The following is a 21,796-nucleotide window of genomic DNA, read 5'->3' as shown; positions in this document are numbered from 1 at the left end:
TTTTTGCCCATAGCTTGCCTGTCAGGTGCCTGCCCTTGCGGCGGGAGAATCGGGAATCCGGTGAAAGACCGGAACGTGCCCAGCGCTGTGAGGCGGACGTTCTTTTTTTAAGCCACTGAAGCAATTCGGGAAGGCGAAAAGGGCGGATGAAGCCAAGTCAGAAGACCGGCCTGACGGGATAGACCGAACCGCGCGGACGGCGGCAGGTTGTTGTCGAGGCGGGGTGCGCATTTGCGCCCGGCCTTCGCATTGTTGGGGATAAACGATGCCAGCCGATCCGTCCGTAAGCAATCCGCCCGGCGCCAGTTCGTTCGATCACGCGCTCTCGCCCGCCCGCCCGTTTTCCTGTGAGGAACGCGAGGCGATTTACCGCGCCATCGAGACCCGTCGCGACGTGCGCGACCAGTTCCTGCCGGATCCGCTGCCGGACGATCTGGTGGAGCGTCTTTTGAAGGCGGCCCATTCCGCGCCCTCGGTCGGTTTCATGCAGCCGTGGAATTTCACCCTCGTCACCGATGGCGCGATCCGTCAGGCGGCCTTCGTGGCCTTCAGCCGCGCCAATGAGGAAGCGGCGGCGATGTTCACGGGCGAGCAGCAGGCGCTTTATCGCAGTCTCAAGCTCGAAGGCATCCGCAAGGCGCCGCTCAGCATCTGCGTTACCTGCGATCCGACGCGTGGTGGCAAGGTGGTGCTGGGCCGCACCCATAATCCGCGCACGGATGTCTATTCCACCGTCTGCGCCATCCAGAATCTCTGGCTCGCGGCGCGCGCCGAAGGCATCGGCGTCGGCTGGGTCAGCATTTTCCACGATAGCGACATTCGCACCATTCTCGATATTCCCGATCATATCGAAATCGTCGCCTGGCTTTGCCTCGGCCGTATCGATGCGCTCTATAACGAGCCGGAACTGGCGGTGAAGGGCTGGCGGCAGCGCGTGCCGCTGGAGGAACTGGTGTTTCGTAACCGCTGGGGCGGGGTGTAGAAGCGGAGGCTTGTGAACAAGGCGGGACGTTGCCGCGTGTTTCTTCTCCCCGCCGGGGAGAAGGTGGCCCTAAGGGTCGGATGAGGGGGCAAGCTCTCCGAACATCGCTGACGCCGCCCCCTCATCCCGCTGCTGCGGACTTCTCCCCCTTGGGGAGAAGAAGCAAGGCGCGCGCGCTCGCCCCACTACGAGCGCGGAAGAGATTTCACTGCTGCGGCTGTATACCCTTCAGTGCCGGGTTCTTCAGGTCGATCCGGCCCGTCTGGTCGGGTAAGAACTTCGGGCCGATGACGCGGACGCGGCTATCGTTCGGGTCATAGTCGCGTTCGGGAACGGGCTGTTCCGGCGGCTTGGCGGCCTGTTGCTGTTCGGCGGGTTTCTCAGCCTTGTCACCTCGCGGTGATGGAATGATGGTGATGCCGGAATAGGGTTTTTCGGGCTGCGGCCGGGCGGCCTCTTCCTGCTTTTGCATTTCATTGTGATAGGCGGCCATGTTGCAGGCGCAGCCCGGCGCTTTTGCCGTGGCGTTCCTGTAAGCGAAGGCGGTTGGCAGGTCCCTGTAGGGTTTGCCTGTTTCTGCAGACACCATATCGGCGGTTTCCTGATCCGTCATGGAGTGGAAATAAAGCTCCGTCTCGGTGCCCGGACACATCTTTTCGCACTGCTCCGCCTGGGCGCGGAAATCGAGCGGCGAGGCATTGGAAGCGATGGGGAAAAACGAGCCGTCGCAGGTACGCACGCACAGCGTCCGCAGCCCGCCCTCGGCGGCGGCGTTGGGGTAGGGCGAAAGCCTCGCCTGTCCCGGCGCGTCGCCGTTCTGCGGGCCGTTCTGCCGAAAGGCGTCGGGATAACGCGTCACATCCGGAGGCGGCGGCAATTGCGTTTCCGTCTGCGGCACGGTGTTGCAGCCATTGGCATCGAGGGCGGCGAGAATGCGCTGACGCCTGATGTCGGCGTCGTCGCTACGCGCGGCCGCCATGGCGTCGTCGCGGTCACGGATGATGGCGTCGCGCTCGCTTTCCGCTTCCGCCAGCGCATCGCCGATTTCGGCGCAGACGCCGGCATTGGGATTGCCGTAGACGATGACGCTGCCGGATGAGCAGCCATAGCCGCGCAGGTCGTTCCTGATCTTGCGGATGACGATGTTCTGGCGGGCGAGCGCATTGGCGTAACGCCGCACCTCGGCCGTGTTGCCGATGACGCGGGGCGGCTCGCGCAATTGCGCATAAAGCGTATCGCAGACCTCATCCGCGAAAGCGGCGGCCGGGGCGATGAAAACAAGGGGAAGCAGGAGGCCGATGATGCGGCTGCGGCGGGTCAATTGTTCGATCCGTTCGATGTCCCCGGCCGGTGGCAGGGGCGTTATACTTCACGAAATCCGTGTTTCGGGAAGATAACATAAGCTGTTGCCGCAAGGCGGCAACAGCCTGTTCAAAATTGCGTTAATGCGGCCTCTATCACACCGAAGGGTGCGATGCCTGCACCACGGCGAAGGCCGCCATGTTGACCACGCCGCGCGAGGTGACGCTGGGCGACAGGATATGGGCGGGCAGGGCCGTGCCGAGCAGGATCGGGCCGACATGCAGGCCTTCCGTCAGGGTGCGGGTGACACCGAGGGTGATGTTGGCGGCATCGAGGTTCGGGAAGACCAGAAGGTTCGCTTCGCCCGTCAGCACGCTGTTCGGCATGGCGCGCTTGCGCAGCGCTTCCGAAAGGGCCGAGCCGCCCTGCATTTCGCCATCCACTTCCAGTTCCGGTGCGGCTTCCTGCACGATCTTCAGGGCGCGGCGCATCTTGCGGGCGCTTTCGGAATCGCGCGAGCCGAAATTGGAATGGCTGGCGAGGGCGATCTTCGGCGTGATGCCGAAGCGGCGGATTTCCTTGGCCGCGAGAATGGCCATTTCCGCCACTTCCTCGGAGGTCGGGTCGTAATTCACGAAAGTATCGGTGAGGAACAGCGCGCCCTGCTGGGTGATGAGCAGGCTGAGGCCGGCGAAGGAACGCACGCCCTCCTGCTTGCCGATGATCTGGTTGACGTCGCGCAGGTGGCGGTCGTAACGGCCTTCGAGACCGCAGATCAGCGCATCCGCTTCGCCGCGCTTCACCGACAGCGCGCCGATGACGGTGGTGTTGGTGCGCACGATGGTGCGGGCTGCTTCCGGGTTGATGCCGACGCGGCCGACAAGGGCGAAATAGTCATCGACATAGTCGCGGTAGCGCGGATCGTCTTCCGGGTTGACCACGGCGAAATCCGTATGCGGGCGGATGCGCAGGCCGAAGCGCTTCAGGCGTGTTTCGATGATCTGCGGACGGCCGATGAGGATCGGGATGCCGGTGCCTTCTTCCAGCAGAACCTGGGCGGCGCGCAGCACGCGCTCGTCTTCGCCTTCGGCAAAGATGATGCGCTTCTTTTCGGCGGCTTTTGCGGCATTGAAGACCGGCTTCATGATGAAGCCCGAACGCCAGACGAAACGGTTCAGCTGGTCGAGATAGGCTTCGAAATCGGTGATCGGCCGGGCGGCGACGCCGCTTGCGGCCGCAGCGCGGGCAACGGCTGGCGCAATGCGCAGGATGAGGCGCGGATCGAAAGGCGAGGGGATAAGGTAGTTCGGGCCGAAGACCGGCGTTTCGCCGCTATAGGCCTTTGCTGCCACTTCGGAGACTTCCTCCCGCGCGAGTTCGGCGATGGCCTGCACGGCGGCCATCTTCATTTCCTCGTTGATCGTGGTTGCGCCGCAATCGAGCGCGCCGCGGAAGATATAAGGGAAGCAGAGAACGTTGTTGACCTGGTTCGGGAAGTCCGAACGGCCGGTGCAGATCATCGCATCCGGTCGGGCCGCACGCGCCGCCTCCGGCATGATTTCCGGATTGGGGTTGGCAAGCGCGAGGATCAGCGGGTTTTCCGCCATGCGCTCCAGCAGTTCCGGCTTCAGCACGCCGGCGGCGGAAAGGCCGAGGAAGACATCCGCACCGTCGATGGTTTCGGCCAGAACGCGCTTGTCGGTCTTCTGGGCGTAAACTTCCTTCCACTCGTCCATCAGCGTGTTGCGGCCATCGTAAACGAGGCCTTCAATGTCGTGGACCCAGATGTTTTCCTTTTTCGCGCCCATGGCGACGAGTAGGTTGAGGCAGGCAAGGGCTGCCGCGCCAGCGCCGGAGGCGACGATCTTGACGCTCGAGAGCGATTTTCCGGCGAGTTCCAGCGCATTGGTGACGGCGGCGGCGACGATGATCGCGGTGCCGTGCTGGTCATCGTGGAAGACCGGGATGTTCATCTTTTCGCGCAGCTGGCGTTCCACCTCGAAACATTCCGGCGCCTTGATGTCCTCAAGGTTGATGCCGCCGAAGGTGGGTTCCAGCGCTGCGATGGTGGAGACCATGTCGTTGATGCCGGGCGCATCGATTTCGATATCGAAAACGTCGATGCCGGCGAATTTCTTGAAGAGGACGGCCTTACCTTCCATCACCGGCTTGGAAGCGAGCGGGCCGATATTGCCGAGGCCAAGCACCGCCGTGCCGTTGGAAATGACGGCGACGAGGTTGGCGCGGGCGGTATATTCCGCCGCCGTTTCCGGATTTTCGTGGATCGCGAGGCAGGGGGCGGCAACACCCGGCGAATAGGCCAGCGCCAGATCGCGCTGGTTGCCGAGCGGCTTGGTAGCCTGGATTTCCAGCTTGCCGGGGCGCGGATAGCGGTGGAAAAAGAGCGCCTGTTCCTCGATGTCGGCCTTTGCCGTGTTGGCGGGCGTGTTGTTCTTATCGTGAGAGGTCATTTTCCACCGTCATGTCTGGTTCAATTCCGGACCCCTGAATACAACAAACTTCCCCGTGGTACAGCCGTTATTTGACCGCACCTTATGCAAATGCGGCCATGGCTTATTCGCGTTTTCGTGAAGGCTTTCGTCATATTCCCTATAAAAACCGGCGTCTGTCATGTTGCTGAAACACGAGTCTGGTTCTGAGAGGTAAGAAAGCCGCAGGGACGCAACCGAACAGGGGGATGAAATCCGTGGCCGGTCAAATCGAAACCAGACAGTTCAGAACGCTTTTCATTTCGGATGTTCATCTTGGCTCCAAGGCGGCCAAGACGGATTATCTGCTCGACTTCCTGAAATATCACGAGGCCGAGACGATCATTCTCGTCGGCGACATCGTCGACGGCTGGCGCCTGCGCCGCAGCTGGTACTGGCCGCAGGGCTGCAACGACGTGGTGCAGAAGCTTCTGCGCAAGGCCCGCAAGGGAACGCGCATCGTCTATATTCCCGGCAATCACGATGAATTCCTGCGGGAATTTCCGGGCATGCATTTCGGCGGCATCGAAGTGGCCGAGCGCATGATCCATGAGGCCGCCGACGGCAAGAAGTACCTCATCATCCATGGCGACGAGTTCGACGTGGTGGTGCGCAACGCCCGCCTGCTCGCCTATCTCGGCGACTGGGCCTATGATGCGGCGATTGCGCTCAACATCGCCATTGCTGCCGTGCGCCGCCGCATCGGCCTGCCTTACTGGTCGTTTTCGGCCTGGGCCAAGCTGCAGGTCAAGCACGCGGTCAACTTCATCGGCGAATTCCAGCGCGTGGTGGCCGAAGAAGCGCGCCGCAACAATGTCGATGGCGTCATCTGTGGCCACATTCACCATGCGGTGATGGAAGACATGGACGGCATCCGCTACATCAATACCGGCGACTGGGTGGAAAGCTGCACGGCGATTGCCGAAAACGCCGATGGCAGCTTCGAGCTGATCACCTGGATGCAGACGAGCGACGTTACCGCCGAACAGGCATCGGACGAGATGGAGCCGGTGGATATTCCGGGGCTGATCGGGAAGCACGCGGCCTGAATTGGGCGCTGCTTGATGGCGGCGGCGATCCCTAAGCGTGGTCTCACTCTCTGGCGTCATCCTCGGGCTTGTCCCGAGGATCTGCAGCAGATCGATTTCACGCGACGTGAATAGATCCTCGGGACAAGCCCGAGGATGACGTCAAGTGTGCGGCAAAGCTGATGGTCGTCTTCATGCGATGTTGCAAGAGCCACTTTGACGGTCGGCGCGGTGCATTCGCGCGAAACTCGAACGTCAATCGTTATCCTCAAAATCTCGTTAGGACTGCGTTCTTCATAGACGAGCCTCGACTAGCTCATATGGAGCAAGCGGATGCCGCTTGTTTCTTCTCCCCGTCGGGGAGAAGTCCGCGGCAGCGGGATGAGGGGGCGAGCTCTCCGTATACCGCTAGCGTTGCCCCCTCATCCGACCTTCGGGCCACCTTCTCCCCGGCGGGGAGAAGAAACCAGCGGCGAGGTTGCGTGCATGTTTGTTGGGGCTTACCCCCACAGTTCCGGCCGCGCCGGATAAACCAGCGAACCCTCATAAACCAGACCGGGCTCACGATCCTCGGCCAGCAGCAGCGGCCCGTCCAGATCGGCAAAGGCCGTGCCCTGCGCCGCCAGCACGGCAGGGGCCATGCCGAGCGAGGTGCCGAGCATGCAGCCGACCATGATGGTGAAGCCTAGCCGTTCCGCTTCCGCCTTCATGACGAGCGCTTCGGTCAGGCCGCCGGTCTTGTCGAGCTTGATGTTGATCGCATCGTAACGGTCGCGCAGGCCGGCGAGGTCCTTCGTGGAATGCACGCTTTCATCGGCGCAGATCAGCACCGGATGGTCGATGCGGGCGAGGATGTCATCCTTGCCGGCGGGTAGCGGCTGCTCGATCAGCGATATCTTCAGCTCTGCCGCAAGCCGCAGATAATATTCGATATTATAATCGTTCCAGCCCTCATTGGCGTCGATGATGATGCGCGCTTCAGGTGCGGCGGCGCGCACGGCCCTTAGACGCGCTTCGTCATCCGCCGTACCGGTCTTGATCTTCAGCAGCGGGCGGCCTGCGTTTTCCGCCGTTTTCGCGGCCATGGTCTCGGGGTCTGCAAGCGAGATGGTGTAGGCGGTGACGAGCGGCTTTGCCGCCTGTCCAAGGATGCGCTCGGCAACGGTTTTGCCGGTGATCTTGGCTTCGAGGTCCCACAGCGCGCAATCGACCGCATTGCGGGCGGCGCCGGGTTGCATCGCCTGCTGTAGTTCCTGCCGTGTCACGCCGCTAGCGATCTGTTCCGCCATCGCCTCGATATCGGCGATGACGCCGTCGATACTTTCGCCATAACGCGGATAGGGCACACATTCGCCAATGCCGGTAAAGGAACCATCGCGGATGGTGCACGTTACGACATCCGCATGTGTGCGGGTGCCGCGTGAAATGGTGAAGCTGCCGGCGACGGGAAAACGTTCCGTTGTGGCTTGAAGGTAACGGGGCATGTTTTTTCACTTCCGATTGGGCGGCAAAAGACACATGACGCCAAATTTATCACGAATTGTCGGCCGTCACTGTGGCTTGCCGGGGGGCAAAACGTTATGAAACCTTTAAGAATCTCGTGACGGCTGCACTCGCTCGGAGCATTATGCAAGAACAGGACACACGGCAACAGGCGAACCCGGCCGCAATCACCGAAGACGATAACGTCTCCGGCGGCGGCTTGCGTTTTGTCATGAGCGGTTCCTGGCGCAACAGCAATCTCGCGGGTGTTTTCCCCAGTCTTGAAAAGATCGAAAAGAGCAAATCCGCCGGTCCGGTGGAAATCGATCTTTCTTCCGTCGAGGCCATCGATACGACGGGCGCATGGATCATCCAGCGCCTGCGCAAGGACCTCGAGGCAAATGGCGCCACCGTCACCGTGACGGGCAATGACCGTATCGAAGAGGTCATCGGCCAGTTGCCCGAAAAGGTGGAGATGGAGGGCGAAGCCGCTGCGAAGGTAGGGCTCGTCGAGCGTATTTTTGCGCCCATCGGCAAGGCCGTCATCCAGAACGGCGCGGATTTCCTGGCGGGCATGTATATTCTCGGCTCGGCCGTGCGCGGCGCGCAGATGAAGCTCGGGCGCGGGCGCGGCGTCTCGCCGGCGGCGATCGTCAACCAGATCGACCATATGGGCGTGCGCGCCGTGCCGATCATCATGCTGATGTCGTTCCTGATCGGTGCGATCATCGCCCAGCAGGGCGCGTTCCAGCTCCGTTATTTCGGTGCGGAAGTCTTCGTTGTCGATCTCGTCGGCATTCTGCAATTGCGCGAAATCGGTGTGCTTCTGACCGCGATCATGATCGCCGGCCGTTCCGGCAGCGCGATCACGGCGGAAATCGGCTCGATGAAGATGCGCGAGGAAATCGACGCGCTGAAGGTGATCGGCCTCAACCCCGTGGGTGTGCTGGTGTTTCCGCGGCTGGTGGCGCTCACCATCGCGCTGCCGCTTTTGACCATTCTTGCCAATTTCGCAGCGCTTTTCGGCGCGGCCATCGTGGCATTGCTTTATTCCGGCATTACGTTTGAGGTGTTCCTGTCGCGCCTGCATGGCGCTGTCGAGGAATCGACCATTGCCGCCGGCATGATCAAGGCGCCGTTCATGGCGCTCATCATCGGCATCGTCGCGGCCGTTGAAGGCATGAAAGTGGGCGGTTCGGCCGAATCGCTCGGCCAGCACGTCACCTCCTCGGTGGTGAAGTCGATCTTCGTCGTCATTCTGGTGGATGGTCTTTTCGCCATCTTCTACGCAGCCATCGATTTTTAGGGAGGGCGCGTTGGAGAAACTGGACCAGAAACCGCAGGAGAGCAGAACCGGGAAAGACGGGCGCGAGGTGGTGCTTTCCGTCGAGGGCGTGACCGTCGGTTTCAATGGCCGCAATGTGCTCGAAAATCTCGACCTCGATGTCTATCGCGGTGAAATCCTCGGCTTCATCGGCCCCTCCGGTGCGGGCAAATCCGTGTTGATGCGCGCGATCTTGCGGCTCCTGCCGCGGCAGGCGGGTGCGATCCGTATTCTTGGCACCGATTACGACAAGGCGAGCGAAGACGACCGCATGATGCTCGACCAGCGGCTTGGCGTGCTGTTCCAGCAGGGGGCGCTGTTTTCCGGCCTGACGGTGAAGGAAAACATCCAGCTGCCGATGCGCGAATATCTCGACCTGCCGAAAAAGCTGATGGACGAGCTTGCCTATCTGAAGATCGAGATGGTGGGGCTGAAGCCCGATGCGGGCGACAAGTATCCTTCCGAGCTTTCCGGCGGCATGATCAAGCGCGCAGCCCTTGCCCGGGCGCTGTCGCTTGATCCCGACCTCGTCTTCCTCGATGAGCCGACGTCCGGCCTCGATCCCATCGGGGCGGCGGAATTTGATATGCTGATTGCGCGCTTGCGCGATTCGCTCGGCCTGACCGTTTATATGGTGACGCACGACCTCGACAGCCTCTTCTCCGTCTGTGACCGCATTGCGGTGCTGGGCCAGAAGAAGGTGCTGGTGGAAGGGACATTGCAGGACATGTTCGCCTGCGACGACCCGTGGGTGCAGTCCTATTTCCGCGGCAAACGGGCGCGCTCTGTCGTTCTTCCGGACGGCAGACACGAAAATCCGGTGGAGTAACAAGAAGCATGGAAACCAAGGCGAACTACACCATAGTCGGAATTTTCACGCTGATCGTGATCGCCGCCGCATTCGGCTTCGTTTACTGGATGGCGGAATTCGGTCGTGGCGGCCCGACGGCCCAGCTTGTCGTGCGTATTCCCGGCTCCGCGAACGGTCTTTCCGTCGGTTCTCCCGTGCGCTTCAACGGTATTCCGGTCGGCACCGTGCGCGGCCTTGCCATTGACCGCGATGATCCGGCCTATTCCATCGCCTTTACCGAAGTGCAGGCCGATGCCCCGGTTTTTCCGTCGACGCGCGCCGTGCTTGAAATTCAGGGCCTGACGGGCGCTGCCTATATCGAGCTTTCCGGCGGCAACAAGGATGGCGAGCGCATTCTGCAGAAAGCCGTTGAAAGCGGCGTTCCGGCCGAGCTGACGGCCGATCTTTCCAGCGTCACCAACCTGCTCGCCACCGCCGATAAAATCCTGAAACGCGCCGATGGGGCCATCGGCGAATTGCAGGGTTTCGTGCAGGATGCGCGTGGCCCTCTGACGCAGACGGTGCGCAATGCCGAAAAATTCTCCGATGCGCTGGCGGCCAATTCCGACGGCATCAAGAATTTCATCGCCAGCCTCAGCTCGCTTTCCACAACGGTGCAGTCGGTTTCGGTGCGTCTCGACGGCACGCTGACGGCCATCGAGGATCTGGTGAAGGCGGTGGATGCCGGCAAGATCGATTCCATCCTGTCGAATGTCGACAAGGTGACGAAGGATGTTGCTTCCGCTTCCAGCGATATTCAGGGCATCATGGAGACGGTGCAGAGCACGGCGCGCAATTTCGAAGCGGCGAGCACGGAAGTGCAGACCGTGGTGAAGCGCGCGGATGAGCTTCTCGCCTCCGTCGATCCGGCCAAGGTGGGCACCGTGGTTGATGACGTTTCCTCTGCGACCGCCGATGCGCGCGATGCCGTGGCGAACTTCAAGCGGATCGCCGATGACGTCGGCGCCCGCCGTGCCGATATCGACCAGGCGGTTTCCGACTTCACCGAAATGGGTCGCAAGCTGAACCTCGCCTCCAGCCGCGTCGACGGCATTCTCGCCAAGGTGGACGGCATGCTCGGCACCGATGACGCCAATTCGCTGTTTGCCAAGGCGCGTGAAACGCTGACCTCCTTCAAGGCGGTGGCGGATAATCTCAACGCCCGCATCGGGCCGATTGCCGACAATCTGACGCGTTTCTCCAGCTCGGGCCTGAAGGATTTCCAGGCGCTGATCGGCAGCACGCGGGTCACGGTCGACAATCTCAACAATGCCATCACCAATATCGACCGCGATCCGCAGCGGTTGATTTTCGGCGGCGAAACCGTGAAACAATATGATGGCAGAACAAGGCGTTAAGAGGGGTATGGGCCAATGACACGATTGATGAACGGCCGTCAGCGCCGCGCCCTCATTCTGGCTCCGCTGTTTGCCGCCTTGATGGCGGGCTGCGCGGGTGCGCCGAAGAACGATACTTTCGATCTCTCCGTCTCTTCGGCGGCGGTGGCGCAGGGGCCTTCGCTGAAAAGCCGGCAATTGCTGATCGCCGATCCGACCGCCCTGAAGGCACTCGACAGCGAAAATATCGTGGTGCGCCTTTCCGGCTCGGAGGTGCAATATCTCGGCAATTCGCAATGGAGCGACCGCCTGCCGCGCATGGTGCAATCCAAGCTGGTGGAAGCCTTCGAGGATACCGGCAAGCTCGGCGGCGTCGGACGGCCGGGGCAGGGGCTGGCAATCGACTATCAGGTCGTGACCGATATTCGCGCCTTCGAAATCGATACGGCGAAGAATATCGCCAATATCGAGATATCGGTGAAGCTCTTGAACGACCGCAACGGCACGGTGAAGGCGCAGGACGTGTTCCGCGCCAGCGCCCGCGTCAGCGGTTCCGGCAACGCCAATTTCGTGAAGGCGCTGGATCAGGCCTTTGCCGCCGCCACGCGCGATATCGTGGCCTGGACGCTGAAATCGCTTTAAGCGTTCGGTGTTATTGTCGTCACAGGAAACCGCTTTATGTTCGCGTAGCGCCGGTCACCGATCGGCCTATGCATGATGGTTCCGATCCATGAGCCCGATCCGTGAGTTGGTGATGCGATTTCTGCTGCTGCTTTGCCTTATGTTTTCCGCCCTGTCTGGAACGGGCGCCGCCATGGCGGCCGGTCTCCGGCTGATCGACGTTCCGTCGGCGAACGGCAAAGCTGCCATGAAGGCTGCGGTGTGGTCGCCCTGCGCGTCCGCACCGGAAGAAGTCAGGATCGGTCCCTTCCTTTTGCCCGCCGTGCGCGATTGCCCTGTTCCTGATGGCAAATATCCGCTCATCGTCATCTCCCATGGCTTTGGCGGCACCTATTTCAGCCATCGGGACACGGCGGCGGCGCTGGCGGATGCCGGCTTCATTGTCGCGGCGATCAATCACCCCGGAGACAATGCGCTTGAAATGAAGAAGGCGGGCGAGCTTTCCGCGCTGACGGGCCATCCGGCGGATATTGCCCGGTTGCTCGATCATCTGCTTGAAGGTTTTAGCGAAGCCGGTTCCATCGATGCCGGACGGATCGGCGTCTTCGGATTTTCGCGCGGCGGTTATACCGCGCTGGTGCTTGCCGGCGGCACGCCTGATTTTGCCAATGCCGGGCTGCCCTGTCCCGACCCGCAGGCGCCGATTTGCACGCAGATGCGGCAGAAGACGACGTTGCCGCAGCATGGCGGTCAGGATGCGAGGATAAGGGCTGTGGTTGCCGCCGACCCGTTGAATGCCTTTCCCGGCGCGGGCGACCTGAAGAATATCACGATCCGCGTCCAGCTCTGGAGTTCGGAACGCGGCGGCGATGGTGTCGCGCCGCAGGATGTTGCAAGGCTGCGCAACGATCTGCCGGTGAAACCGGACTATCGGATGGTAAAAGGGGCGGGGCACTTTTCCTTTATCGCCCCTTGCCCCGCCGAGATGGAAAAGGCCGTGCCCCAGATTTGCAGCGATGCGGCGGGTTTCGACCGGGCGGGGTTTCACCGCAGCTTCAACGCCGAGGTGGTCAGCTTCTTCAAGGCGTCGCTGCGCTGACGTTTTTCCTTTCCGCGCCGGTCAGGCGGCGTCCTGCTGCGACTTCCATTCCGGCAGGGGGAAAACCCGGTCGTAGCTCCAGTTGAAGACAAAAGCATAGACCACGTAAAACAGCGCAAACGAGATATCCATCACCAGCGCGTGGGCAAGGCTGATATTCAGATACCAGGCGATGAAGGGCATCAGCACGATCAGCAGACCGAGTTCGAACAGCACGGCATGGGCGACCCGAAGGGCGGGCGTCTTCAGCGTCGTGCCTTTCAGTCGCTGCATGGCGTGGTCGAAACCAAGATTGTAGACATAGTTCCAGACCGTCGCCAGCGTGGCGCTGACGATGCCGACAATGCCGATATCTTCCATCGGCATGCCAAACAGCAGCGCACCGAGCGGAATGATGAGCAGGAGGCCGATGATTTCGAAGCTGAGGGCGTGGCGGATACGATCTTGCAGGGAACGCATTTCATTCTCCGGTATGTGACCGGGCCGTCCCGCATGCTGTCGCCGATGTGGCCGAGGTCGTCCTCGCGCTGAGGCATATAGAGGTTTTGGGCGAATTTTTCAAGCGCGGGCGTTTAGGCAGTCAATGTCACGGGGAGAGCGCCACTTGTTTCTTCTCCCCGCCGGGGAGAAGTCCGCGGCAGCGGGATGAGGGGGCACGTTCTCCGCATATCTCTGCGCTAGCCCCCTCATCCGACCCTTCGGGCCACCTTCTCCCCGGCGGGGAGAAGAAACAAGCATCGACGCCTCGACCTCTCTCGGAGCAAAGAGAGGGCGATGCGGAACAAGACCGGCGCATTTTCGTTATCGCTTATGGAAGGAGGCGTGCCATGCAGAATTCCTCTGAGGGGAGAACGATAAAGGCCGCCAACACGGCGAAGGTTTCTACTTACACGCCAAGCCTCATTTCTCTTAAGGGAAGTTATGTGGCGATGATATTTCGCAGACCGCTTTGCCGAAATCCGCTGGATGTGCGGAAGAAATAGGGGCGACGGCATTTGCCTGTTGCCTGCCTCCGCACATCGATGACGACGACTGCTGAAATGATGATGACTTTAGATGTCTCTAAAGTGTGATTTTCAATCCGGCCCGTCTCCACCTAGACTGGAGATCGCCACCAGAGCGAAGGGAGAATGACATGAAATCAGTTCTCATTATCGCCGCTGTCTTTGTTTTTTCCGCCAGTGCAGCGCTTGCGGAATGCGCAGGTCATCAACAGATCAACGCTTCCGTTCCTGCCGTAGACCGTGAATTCAAAACCGCAAGCATCGTTCCGCCGACAGATCCGGTGGAAAAGCCAGTCGTCATCCTGAAAAAGACCGACCGCCTTCCTGCGACGGTTGCGACGACCGGTGAACCAGAAGCCGCAATGCAACGCATGCAATAAACAGGAACAATAACCTCTTCATTCTAAAAATCCCGTGCGTGAGGTGATCCGCACGGGATTTTGCTTTCAGGAGGAAGGCGGGGCAACCGTCGCTTTCACAGCGCCGCTCTTGCCGGTTCTTTGCATCGGCGACTAGAGCATTTCCAGTAAAAGTGCGAAGCGGTTTTACGTCCGGAAAATGCGTAAAAACAAAGAGGTAGAGCACGTCCACCGATTCCGTTTAAACCGGGCGTGCTCTAGCTGTCGAGTTTCAGCGACAGCTGTTTCGGCCCTTCGTTCTTTTTGAGCACGTAAAGCGGTCGGGTGATGATGACTTCCGTTCGCCGTTGTAGCTCGCGCCGCCGCTCGAGCGCGCGTTCGCGCATATCGCGGGAGCGGGCGACAACGGAAAGGGCATTTTCTATGGCTGCGTCTGCTGTGTTCATCGCTGACCTCCATAATGTTCACTTTATGTTCTCATTATCGGTGGCTTGTGTCAACACTATGGCAGGGTTGCCGGCAGGTGTTTTGGCCCCGGCGCGATGAACGGATCGGGGTGCGACAGGCTGCGTCGGCGTGCCGCGCGGGATCGGCTTTGCCCACACGTCGACCTTCACAGCACGAACCTGTTCCGGCAGTGTCGACAGGGACACTCCGGACCTGCTGTGTTGATTTTTACGATGATGTTTCGATGACGCCGGCGCTGATCCGCCCGGCTTGAGGAGGGTATCAGGAGAGGGGGCGTTGATCCGGCGCGGGAACGCCGCCGGCGGACAATAGATCGGTGAGATGCTCGCTGGCGAGCGCGACGATGGCAAGGGCGGCCTGCTGGCGGTTCCAGCCGGCATGTTCGGCTTTTTCGATCAGCCCGTGAATGGAAGGTTCCAGTGCGAACTGGCACTCGGCCTGATAGTCCATGGTGTCGATCGAAAGCGACGGGGAATTGATTGCGGCCCGCATCCTTTGGTCTCCCTGTTTTCCGTCATGTCCACATACGCGAGACGCAAATCGGAACATGCACATTCAGAGGCCGGTGATATCGGGTATGCTCATGAGGCCCGCATATCACTGGCAGCGAATCCCCCAGCAGGCGGACGTTAGCGGCAAGTCTTGATCGCTGTCAACGCGTGTGCGGCGGCGATGACGTCGCCATCTCCGTTTTCAGAGCCTTCCGTTCCGGAAAGGCTTTCGCCGCCAGATCAGCAGCGCCATCACATAAAGCGCAAAAAGCACGAACCATGCGACGGGCAGCACCATGAAAAGCGCTGCATAAGCGCAATTTCCCTCAAAACAGGAGCCGAGAAATCCGGAATCGGCAAGCGCTGCCGATAATAAAAACGCACATATCCCGCTCCCGACCGCGCCGAGAATGAAAAGCAATATGTTGATGAGCAATCTCATGGTCCCGATCATAAGGACGATTGAGACAGCTTTGGGGAAACGGGCGGTGCCGCAACGCCAATAATCATCTTTTCGGCGGCCACATGGAAAGCCGGTTGCCGCAGTTGAGCCTGCGCTCTTACGGGGAGGGTCGTGATTGCCAGGGCGTGGGGTGTATATGTCCAGACCGGCGGTTCACCTCACGCGGAGAGCTGACGGCATTATATATCTCTGTGTTTTTGGTGTCTTTTATTTGTATATCTCTGTATTTTATGTTTCTAAATTCGGATTTGCTTGATGATTTTGATGCAAATCGTAATAATTTTCTTCATTCTGCAATTTATTTTAATTTAAAGTTGTTTTATTTTTGGTTTTTATTGATATGTTTAGGCTTGCTGCGATCGTGAAACTTAAGAGCGGGCGAAGCCCCGCAATGCTGCGCTTAATTCTTATTGACGAAATTGATTTCAAGAAACGGTGACGGTCGGTCTGTCCATGCAGGCGGATCTGGCTTCGGTAGAGGGTATTGATTTGATCCCGCATTGGTTTCCATTCGCCAGCGCGTTCAGGCTGTCAGGCCTCGCGGCGCTGGTCCTGTTGTCCGCCGGTTTTTCGACACAGGCTTCAGGCCAGTCACGGGTCTGCAACGATCCCACGCCGGCCGGCAATATCGATGAAATGTTCGATGCGATCTATGCCTGCTGGGTGCCGCCGGAAGACACTGCGGGGCTTGTCGTGACATTGCAGTTCATTCTGCACAAGGACGGACAGATAAGGGGCAAGGTGGTGGTCACCGCCGCGCGCCCACAGGAAGACAGCCCGAGGCGCAAGGCCTTCATCGATTCCGCCATCGAGGCGGTCAAGCGGGCGGCACCTGTGCCTTTCACCGAGCAATTTGGAAGCCGTATCGCGGGGCGGCCGCTGGCGCCGCGTTTTGTCGGGGCAGACATCAAGGCGCCGGAAACGGAATTATAAGCGCTTTTGACACCGGCCCGACCGTTGGCGCTGCCGCGCGTTGCAGGTGACGAGAGCGGCTCTATGCGCAACCACTATCGAAACATTATCGAAAAAGAACGGTTTGGCGAAAGCCAAGCGCGCTTATGCGATGCTTCAATTTAGCATCGCAACGTCTTGTCATTTCAGGAAGAATTTGGTGGGTGATGTAGGGCTCGAACCTACGACCCGCTGATTAAGAGTCAGCTGCTCTACCAACTGAGCTAATCACCCGACCGGCACCGTGTGGCGGTGTGAGGGGGCGTATAAAGGGGAAGTTTGGGCTTGTCCAGCGCGGAAATGAAATTTCTTCGATTTTTGTGACGAAAAAATTTCAGTCGCGCTGGAAAAGTCTGGAAATCCGGGGTTTTACGGATTTTTCCTTTTATTCATCCGCGCCTGAAAGCCCGGCCGATAAGGATGAGGATGCAGGCGCCGATGAAGCCGGCGATGAGATAACCGAGCCAACCCGTCAAAACGATTCCAAATACCGAAAGGATGGCGTTGGCGACGATCGCGCCGACGATTCCGAGAAGGATGTTCATGAAAACACCCATATTGCTTTTCATGAATTGTTCGGCGAGCCACCCGGCGACACCACCGATGATGATGGCTGCGATCCAGCCAATGCCAGCAGATTCCATGATTTCCTCCCATGTTGCTGCATCATCAAAGGTGATGATTCTCGTGGTGAAAAGCAAGGCAAACTCCTGAAAACCTCGCTTTATGCGGGTGGTTTTCCGCGCGGCAGGCGCTAAAAAGCCTGATGCGGCGCAAAGAGACGAAAGGCATGGATGTGCGGTTGATGTTCGGCGGATTGATGGACGGCAGAAGGATGTTCGACGGCCTGGTGCGGGATCGGCGGCAAAGGAGCGCCATGGCGGCGATAATGGCCATGGTGCTTTTTCTGGCTGGCGGTCTTTTGTCGGCAATGCCGGCGGCGGCGCAGGGGGAAACAACATCGCCCGCGCCGGTGGCGATCCAGGCCTCGACCGTCGAACAGGCGAGGGCGGAGCTGGAGAAATGGAAGGCCGATGTCGCGGCGATTGCCAAACAGGTGGAAGCGGGCGGCAGCGACGATGTGCAGCTTGTGGACCTGAAGGGCCGCGCCGACACCATCGCCGCCGATGCCGCCGCCGCCAACACCAAGCTGCGCACCCGTCTCGACCAGATCAAGACCCGGCTGGATGCGCTGGGTGCGGCGCCTGCGGACGACCAGCCGCCGGAAGCGAGCATGGTGACGGAGGAGCGAAACCGGCTGACGGCGGAACGGGCCGAGGTGAATGCGATTGCCGGGGAAGTGGAGAGCACGGCCACCAATGCCGCGCAGATTTCCAATAACATCACTGCCGTTCGTCGGGCGCTTTTTGCCGCCACGCTGTTCAAGCGCACCGAAGTTTCGGCGCAGACACTGGGCGACGCCTCCTCCGCCTTTCTGACCGAATTGACCAACCTCAACAACGCTTTCAGCAGTTGGGCGAGCTTCGTCTGGAACTACAAGCGCCTGCCGATGTTCGGGGCGGTGACGCTGTCGATCATGGCGGCGCTGCTGTTTCTCGTGGGCGGTTACCGCTTTTTCGGCAGCCGCATGGACCGGCGGGCCTTTACGGGCGAGCCTTCCTATCTGAGACGGCTTTCGGTGGCCTTCTGGTCGACCATGGTGCAGTCGCTGTCGCTGTTCCTGTTTCTCGTCACCTCCGCCTTCTTCCTCGATAATTTCAACGTGCTGCGGTCAGACATCGCGCCGATCCTGTTCGGGGCGATGGCGATCACTGGTTTCGTTTATTTCGTCTCGCGGCTGAGCTATGCGATCTTTGCGCCGACGCAGCCGGAATGGCGCCTTCTGAAGGTGTCCAACAAGGGCGCGCACACGCTGTCCTCGGCGGTGCTGCTGATGGCGCTCGTCAACGGGCTCGATTACCTGCTCGGCACGATCAGCGAGACGCTTTATTCGCCGCTGATCGTCACGGTTGCCAAAAGTTTCCTCGCCTCGATCATCATCGGCCTTATCCTGCTGACCGTATCGTTCCTGCGGCCTGTGATCGGCGAGGGGCAGGATTATGAGACCGGCAATCAGCGCCTGCCGCGCTGGCTCGTCATCCTGCTGCGGGTGGGCGGCCTCGTTCTCATCGGCGCCTGCCTGACGGGTTATGTCGGGCTTGCGCGCTTCCTTGCCACGCAGATCGTCGCCACCGGCGCGGTGCTGGCGACGATGTATATCGGCATTCTCTCGGGCAAGGCGATTTCGCGACAGGGCGCCTTTGCGGAATCGCTTGCCGGCCGCTATCTCGCGCGGCGTTTCGGTCTCGGCGTGGTGGCGCTCGATCAGGCCGGTCTTGCCGCGGGGCTTGGCATCTATGCCGTCGCGCTTGCCTTCGGTGTGCCGCTCATCCTGTTTTCCTGGGGCTTCCAGCCGGGCGATATCGAAAGCTGGGCCTATCGTCTGTTAACCGGCATCACCGTCGGCAATGCCTCCATTTCGCTGATCGGCCTCTTCGGCGGCGTCCTCGTCTTCGCCATCGGTTACATCATCACCCGCTGGTTCCAGAAGTGGCTGGACAATAACGTCATGGCGCGCGGCCAGGTGGATGCCGGGGTGCGCAACTCGGTCAAGACCGGTATCGGTTATCTCGGTATCGCGGTGGCGGCCATCTTCGGCGTGTCTTCGGCCGGTCTCAACCTCTCCAGCCTGGCGCTGGTGGCGTCGGCCCTTTCGGTCGGTATCGGTTTCGGCCTGCAGAACATCGTCTCCAACTTCGTCTCCGGCCTCATCTTGCTGGTCGAGCGTCCCTTCAAGGTGGGAGACTGGGTGGTGACAGGCACGACGGAAGGCACCGTCAAGCGGCTTTCCGTGCGCGCCACCGAAATCGAAACCTTCCGCGGCCAGTCGATCATCGTGCCGAATTCGGAATTCATCAATTCCTCGGTCGGCAACTGGACACACCGCAACCGCATCATGCGCGCGGAAATTCCCGTTTCCGTCTCTTACGATTCCGATCCGCAGAAGGTGATGGATATTCTGCTGGAACTGGTGCGCGCCCAGCCGCCGGTGCTGCGCAATCCCGAGCCGCATGTGGAGTTCCTCCGCTTCGGCGATTTTTCGCTGGATTTCGAACTGCGTTTCCACCTTGCCGATCTCTCCAACGGGCTTGGCGTGAAAAACGCGCTCCGTATCGCAATCCTCCAGCGCTTCCGGGAGGAGGGGATCGACATCCCGTTCCCGCAGCGCAACCTCAACATCCACGTGGAAGGCGACGCCAATCCGCAGATGCTGGCGGCGCTGCTTTCTGAGGAGGGCGACAAGGCGGTGGTGGCCCATACGGGGGCGGCATCGCCCGTTGCCGGCGCTGTGCCGGAAAAGGATGCGGGCAAGGCAGCTGACAAGACGGGCGACAAGGCCGTTGCGGAACAGCCGACGGCGGCGAAGGTGGTCGGCAAGGACAATTGAGCGGCTGCGGCCGATCTCGATCATTGGGCCGTCGGTATGGGTTCCGATGGGTGCGGGACCAGGTCTCGCACCCGGCTGCGTTGCTGTGAATGATGGGTACTTCCCGGGACAGCTTTTTACTTTGATGGACGTCGGATATGCCCGGCCGCCGTCATGAAAAATAATCGAAATACCCGCAATGACTGTATTGATATGTAAACTGTAAGTTGATATATTATGGTATTATTTAGTTTATTTCTTTCCTGTCGGGGTTCAAATGCCGGATCCAGTCGATGAGAATGCCCAGCCTGCCCAGCCTGCCCAGCCTGCCCAGCCTGCCCAGCCTCCGGGCCCGGTTCCTGCAAAAACATCTCTTCGGGAGAAGCTGAAGGGGCTTTGGGCGTGGACGCAGCCCCATGCAGCCCGGCTGTCCCTTCTGACGGCGGGGGTCGTTATCGGCTCGGCGGGTCTGTTTTTCCTGATGGGTGAAGCGGATGTGACCGACGAATACCTGCCGAAGCGCTGGAATGAATCCATCCGACGGCTCGGCATCGAACCGGTCTATCCTCCGCAGGAGGATATCTATGTGGGAGACATCATCGCCGAAATTGTCGATTCAGGTCACAAATTCAAATCCTTACCTGCCGATCTCGAAAGCGAATCCTTCATCGGCCGTTACGTCAAGATAACCCAGATACCAAATTTGCGGGGTTATCTCGGGGTGAAGTCGGAGGCGCCCTATTTCGGGGACAGCACATGGCTGGAGGACAAGAAGACGCTCTCGGTTTCGCAACCTCGAGCGGAGATTGCAACGGACGGAACCACCTCGGGCCTGCAGGTGAAGGACGCGCTTTTTCCCGTCATCAAGATCGAGCGCAAGGAGGGTATGGCGGGGCTTCTTCGCAATATTGCTTTCGGCGGCGCACGGGCGGATGTCGAGGAAATCGAACTTCAGAATGTTCAGACCTACGCGATCAACCCCTTCCATGCGCAAAATGCGCTGATGGGGTTTTGCAATGATCAAGATACCAAGGTCTATTGTGCGGATGAATATCTTCGCGAGAAACTGTCCTATATTCTCAGCCGCGACATTTTGAGAACCGCGGATACGGAGGATTGTGGTCCGCGTTATATTTACGATATCCGCCTGCTGGTTGTGCGCCAGGCGTTTCTGACCCGCGGCGTCAAGGTTACCAACGGTCGGGGCCGCTCAGCTTTTCTGGATGCGGGGGGTAACAGGGGAGACCCCGAAAAGGGCATATCCGATGCTGCGGCGGCTGCGACCACCGGGCCGCAGGGCAAACAGCCTGTGGTCCCCGTGGTCAATGACGCGGCCGCTAGTGACAACGCCATTCACAGCACAAACAGCTCCGGTCTGTTTTCCGACCGCCAGTTTGCACGCCCGCTTGTCATAGGCTTCAACAGCGTTTCCATCGGCATGCGCAACAGCACGCCTGCCTGGCTGGATGCTGCAGCAAAGGCGGCTGCCGGTAAGGACGTGAAAGACCGCGCCAGGATTTGTGCTTCTTCGCAGGAGGTTGCGAAATGAGACGGGTCATTTTTCTCTTCGGTATGTTTTTGCCGGTTTTAGCAGGTGCGCAGGATGTCGTTCGCCCGTCTGTGACCGCGGGGGGCCTTGAGCAATTCACCGCTGATTGCATCTACCGCATTCCGCCTTGTGGCGGCGGTGGCTTTCCGCCGCCACCGCCTCCGCCCGGTGGGGGCGGTGGGATACACAATCTGCCAGGTGGTCCTGTCTTCAAGGATTCGATCATCGTTCCCGGCAATGATGTCCTCAAGGGTTTGAAACTGGACGGCCCGGATGTGCGGGGGCTGCAAATGCAGCTTCAGAACCGATAGCCGGCAAGTCCGGCCCGTGGCCTGCCTTTTAGGAGCGTGTTGCAGTTCCCGGTCTGTGCCGGCCCGATATTTCTCGACATCTTTGCCGCCGTCTCTGCAAGCGCGGCGGCGGCAATACGAAAGCCCACCCCGATGGCGGCAATTTCTTCCCTGTCGCAGCACCCTATGGCCATGTCGCAATCAGGCGGCTGAACAACCCGCAAGCGCTTCATATTCCTCCCATCCAATGTCGGCGGAATAAGGCAAGGCCGGCGCTTTT

21 protein-coding genes, 1 tRNA gene and 1 riboswitch are annotated in these 21,796 nt (G+C 60.1%); of the genes, 12 read left to right on the top strand and 10 right to left on the bottom strand.

The window, feature by feature from the left end:
* Window positions 1-6: 6 nt before the first annotated feature.
* A riboswitch (cobalamin riboswitch) is annotated at window positions 7-188 on the top strand.
* A gap of 77 nt (window positions 189-265) precedes the next feature.
* The gene (gene bluB / locus CFBP4996_RS06620; RefSeq protein ID WP_080851871.1) at window positions 266-982 is read left to right on the top strand and encodes a 5,6-dimethylbenzimidazole synthase; all 717 of its coding nucleotides are present in this window, start codon (window positions 266-268) and stop codon (window positions 980-982) included.
* A 205-nt stretch (window positions 983-1,187) separates the two neighbouring features.
* Here bluB and CFBP4996_RS06615 read toward each other — a convergent pair whose 3' ends face one another.
* A complete protein-coding gene (locus CFBP4996_RS06615; protein WP_162935866.1) occupies window positions 1,188-2,303 on the bottom strand; it encodes a DUF2865 domain-containing protein in 1,116 nt (371 codons plus the stop codon).
* A 136-nt stretch (window positions 2,304-2,439) separates the two neighbouring features.
* On the bottom strand, window positions 2,440-4,755 hold the full coding sequence (locus tag CFBP4996_RS06610) for an NADP-dependent malic enzyme (protein ID WP_020809546.1): 2,316 nt from the start codon (window positions 4,753-4,755) through the stop codon (window positions 2,440-2,442).
* Between the two features lie 227 nt (window positions 4,756-4,982).
* Here CFBP4996_RS06610 and CFBP4996_RS06605 point away from each other — a divergent pair, with 227 nt between their 5' ends.
* Window positions 4,983-5,822: a UDP-2,3-diacylglucosamine diphosphatase gene (locus CFBP4996_RS06605; protein ID WP_059760137.1), complete on the top strand. Its 840-nt coding sequence runs from the start codon at window positions 4,983-4,985 to the stop codon at window positions 5,820-5,822.
* A gap of 479 nt (window positions 5,823-6,301) precedes the next feature.
* Here the strand turns inward: CFBP4996_RS06605 and dgcA are convergent, their stop codons facing one another.
* Window positions 6,302-7,285: an N-acetyl-D-Glu racemase DgcA gene (gene dgcA / locus CFBP4996_RS06600; protein WP_080851874.1), complete on the bottom strand. Its 984-nt coding sequence runs from the start codon at window positions 7,283-7,285 to the stop codon at window positions 6,302-6,304.
* Window positions 7,286-7,428: 143 nt separating this feature from the next.
* On the opposite strand from dgcA, the gene CFBP4996_RS06595 reads away from it, so the two are divergent.
* The 5 genes from CFBP4996_RS06595 (at window position 7,429) to CFBP4996_RS06575 (ending at window position 12,514) form a co-directional block, all read left to right on the top strand.
* A complete protein-coding gene (locus CFBP4996_RS06595) occupies window positions 7,429-8,589 on the top strand; it encodes an ABC transporter permease (protein WP_080851876.1) in 1,161 nt (386 codons plus the stop codon).
* Window positions 8,590-8,599: 10 nt separating this feature from the next.
* A complete protein-coding gene (locus tag CFBP4996_RS06590) occupies window positions 8,600-9,436 on the top strand; it encodes an ABC transporter ATP-binding protein (RefSeq protein ID WP_080851879.1) in 837 nt (278 codons plus the stop codon).
* 8 nt (window positions 9,437-9,444) lie between these two features.
* Window positions 9,445-10,815 (top strand): MlaD family protein, encoded by a 1,371-nt coding sequence (locus CFBP4996_RS06585; RefSeq protein WP_020810470.1) that lies wholly within the window; start codon window positions 9,445-9,447, stop codon window positions 10,813-10,815.
* A gap of 15 nt (window positions 10,816-10,830) precedes the next feature.
* On the top strand, window positions 10,831-11,436 hold the full coding sequence (locus CFBP4996_RS06580; RefSeq protein WP_080851881.1) for an ABC-type transport auxiliary lipoprotein family protein: 606 nt from the start codon (window positions 10,831-10,833) through the stop codon (window positions 11,434-11,436).
* Window positions 11,437-11,524: 88 nt separating this feature from the next.
* The gene (locus CFBP4996_RS06575) at window positions 11,525-12,514 is read left to right on the top strand and encodes an alpha/beta hydrolase family protein (RefSeq protein WP_233283534.1); all 990 of its coding nucleotides are present in this window, start codon (window positions 11,525-11,527) and stop codon (window positions 12,512-12,514) included.
* 21 nt (window positions 12,515-12,535) lie between these two features.
* Here CFBP4996_RS06575 and CFBP4996_RS06570 read toward each other — a convergent pair whose 3' ends face one another.
* Complete coding sequence (locus tag CFBP4996_RS06570) at window positions 12,536-12,973, bottom strand: PACE efflux transporter (protein WP_080851886.1); 438 nt, start codon at window positions 12,971-12,973, stop codon at window positions 12,536-12,538.
* Window positions 12,974-13,649: 676 nt separating this feature from the next.
* On the opposite strand from CFBP4996_RS06570, the gene CFBP4996_RS06565 reads away from it, so the two are divergent.
* Window positions 13,650-13,898, top strand: a complete 249-nt coding sequence (locus CFBP4996_RS06565) for a hypothetical protein (RefSeq protein ID WP_080851887.1) — start codon at window positions 13,650-13,652, stop codon at window positions 13,896-13,898.
* 236 nt (window positions 13,899-14,134) lie between these two features.
* Here the strand turns inward: CFBP4996_RS06565 and CFBP4996_RS06560 are convergent, their stop codons facing one another.
* From CFBP4996_RS06560 to CFBP4996_RS06550, 3 genes are all read right to left on the bottom strand, one after another.
* Window positions 14,135-14,323, bottom strand: coding sequence for a hypothetical protein (locus CFBP4996_RS06560; protein ID WP_003524758.1), 189 nt, complete (start codon window positions 14,321-14,323; stop codon window positions 14,135-14,137).
* Between the two features lie 283 nt (window positions 14,324-14,606).
* Complete coding sequence (locus tag CFBP4996_RS06555; protein WP_003524760.1) at window positions 14,607-14,837, bottom strand: hypothetical protein; 231 nt, start codon at window positions 14,835-14,837, stop codon at window positions 14,607-14,609.
* Between the two features lie 201 nt (window positions 14,838-15,038).
* Entirely contained in the window at window positions 15,039-15,290 is a 252-nt protein-coding gene (locus CFBP4996_RS06550; protein ID WP_080851890.1) for a hypothetical protein, read from the bottom strand.
* A gap of 444 nt (window positions 15,291-15,734) precedes the next feature.
* Here CFBP4996_RS06550 and CFBP4996_RS06545 point away from each other — a divergent pair, with 444 nt between their 5' ends.
* On the top strand, window positions 15,735-16,232 hold the full coding sequence (locus tag CFBP4996_RS06545; protein WP_233283533.1) for a cell envelope integrity protein TolA: 498 nt from the start codon (window positions 15,735-15,737) through the stop codon (window positions 16,230-16,232).
* A 176-nt stretch (window positions 16,233-16,408) separates the two neighbouring features.
* Here the strand turns inward: CFBP4996_RS06545 and CFBP4996_RS06540 are convergent.
* Window positions 16,409-16,484 (bottom strand) — tRNA-Lys (locus tag CFBP4996_RS06540).
* A 155-nt stretch (window positions 16,485-16,639) separates the two neighbouring features.
* Window positions 16,640-16,894, bottom strand: a complete 255-nt coding sequence (locus tag CFBP4996_RS06535; RefSeq protein ID WP_003524764.1) for a GlsB/YeaQ/YmgE family stress response membrane protein — start codon at window positions 16,892-16,894, stop codon at window positions 16,640-16,642.
* 122 nt (window positions 16,895-17,016) lie between these two features.
* Between CFBP4996_RS06535 and CFBP4996_RS06530 the strand changes: the two genes are divergently transcribed.
* The 3 genes from CFBP4996_RS06530 to CFBP4996_RS06520 all read left to right on the top strand — a co-directional run bounded on the left by CFBP4996_RS06530 (window position 17,017) and on the right by CFBP4996_RS06520 (window position 21,537).
* A complete protein-coding gene (locus CFBP4996_RS06530) occupies window positions 17,017-19,698 on the top strand; it encodes a mechanosensitive ion channel family protein (RefSeq protein WP_162935867.1) in 2,682 nt (893 codons plus the stop codon).
* 256 nt (window positions 19,699-19,954) lie between these two features.
* A complete protein-coding gene (locus tag CFBP4996_RS06525; RefSeq protein ID WP_233283532.1) occupies window positions 19,955-21,226 on the top strand; it encodes a hypothetical protein in 1,272 nt (423 codons plus the stop codon).
* Window positions 21,223-21,537, top strand: coding sequence for a hypothetical protein (locus CFBP4996_RS06520; RefSeq protein ID WP_137396230.1), 315 nt, complete (start codon window positions 21,223-21,225; stop codon window positions 21,535-21,537). Before CFBP4996_RS06525 ends, CFBP4996_RS06520 begins: the two co-directional genes overlap by 4 nt.
* Here the strand turns inward: CFBP4996_RS06520 and CFBP4996_RS06515 are convergent.
* A complete protein-coding gene (locus tag CFBP4996_RS06515; protein ID WP_080851895.1) occupies window positions 21,525-21,749 on the bottom strand; it encodes a hypothetical protein in 225 nt (74 codons plus the stop codon). The genes CFBP4996_RS06520 and CFBP4996_RS06515 overlap by 13 nt on opposite strands.
* Between the last annotated feature and the right edge of the window lie 47 nt (window positions 21,750-21,796).

The sequence above is a fragment of the Agrobacterium leguminum genome (assembly GCF_005144435.2).
Taxonomy (GTDB): Bacteria; Pseudomonadota; Alphaproteobacteria; order Rhizobiales; family Rhizobiaceae; genus Agrobacterium; species Agrobacterium leguminum.
Note: the sequence above shows the minus strand (reverse complement) of the source record. Positions and strands in the feature narration are given on the sequence as shown.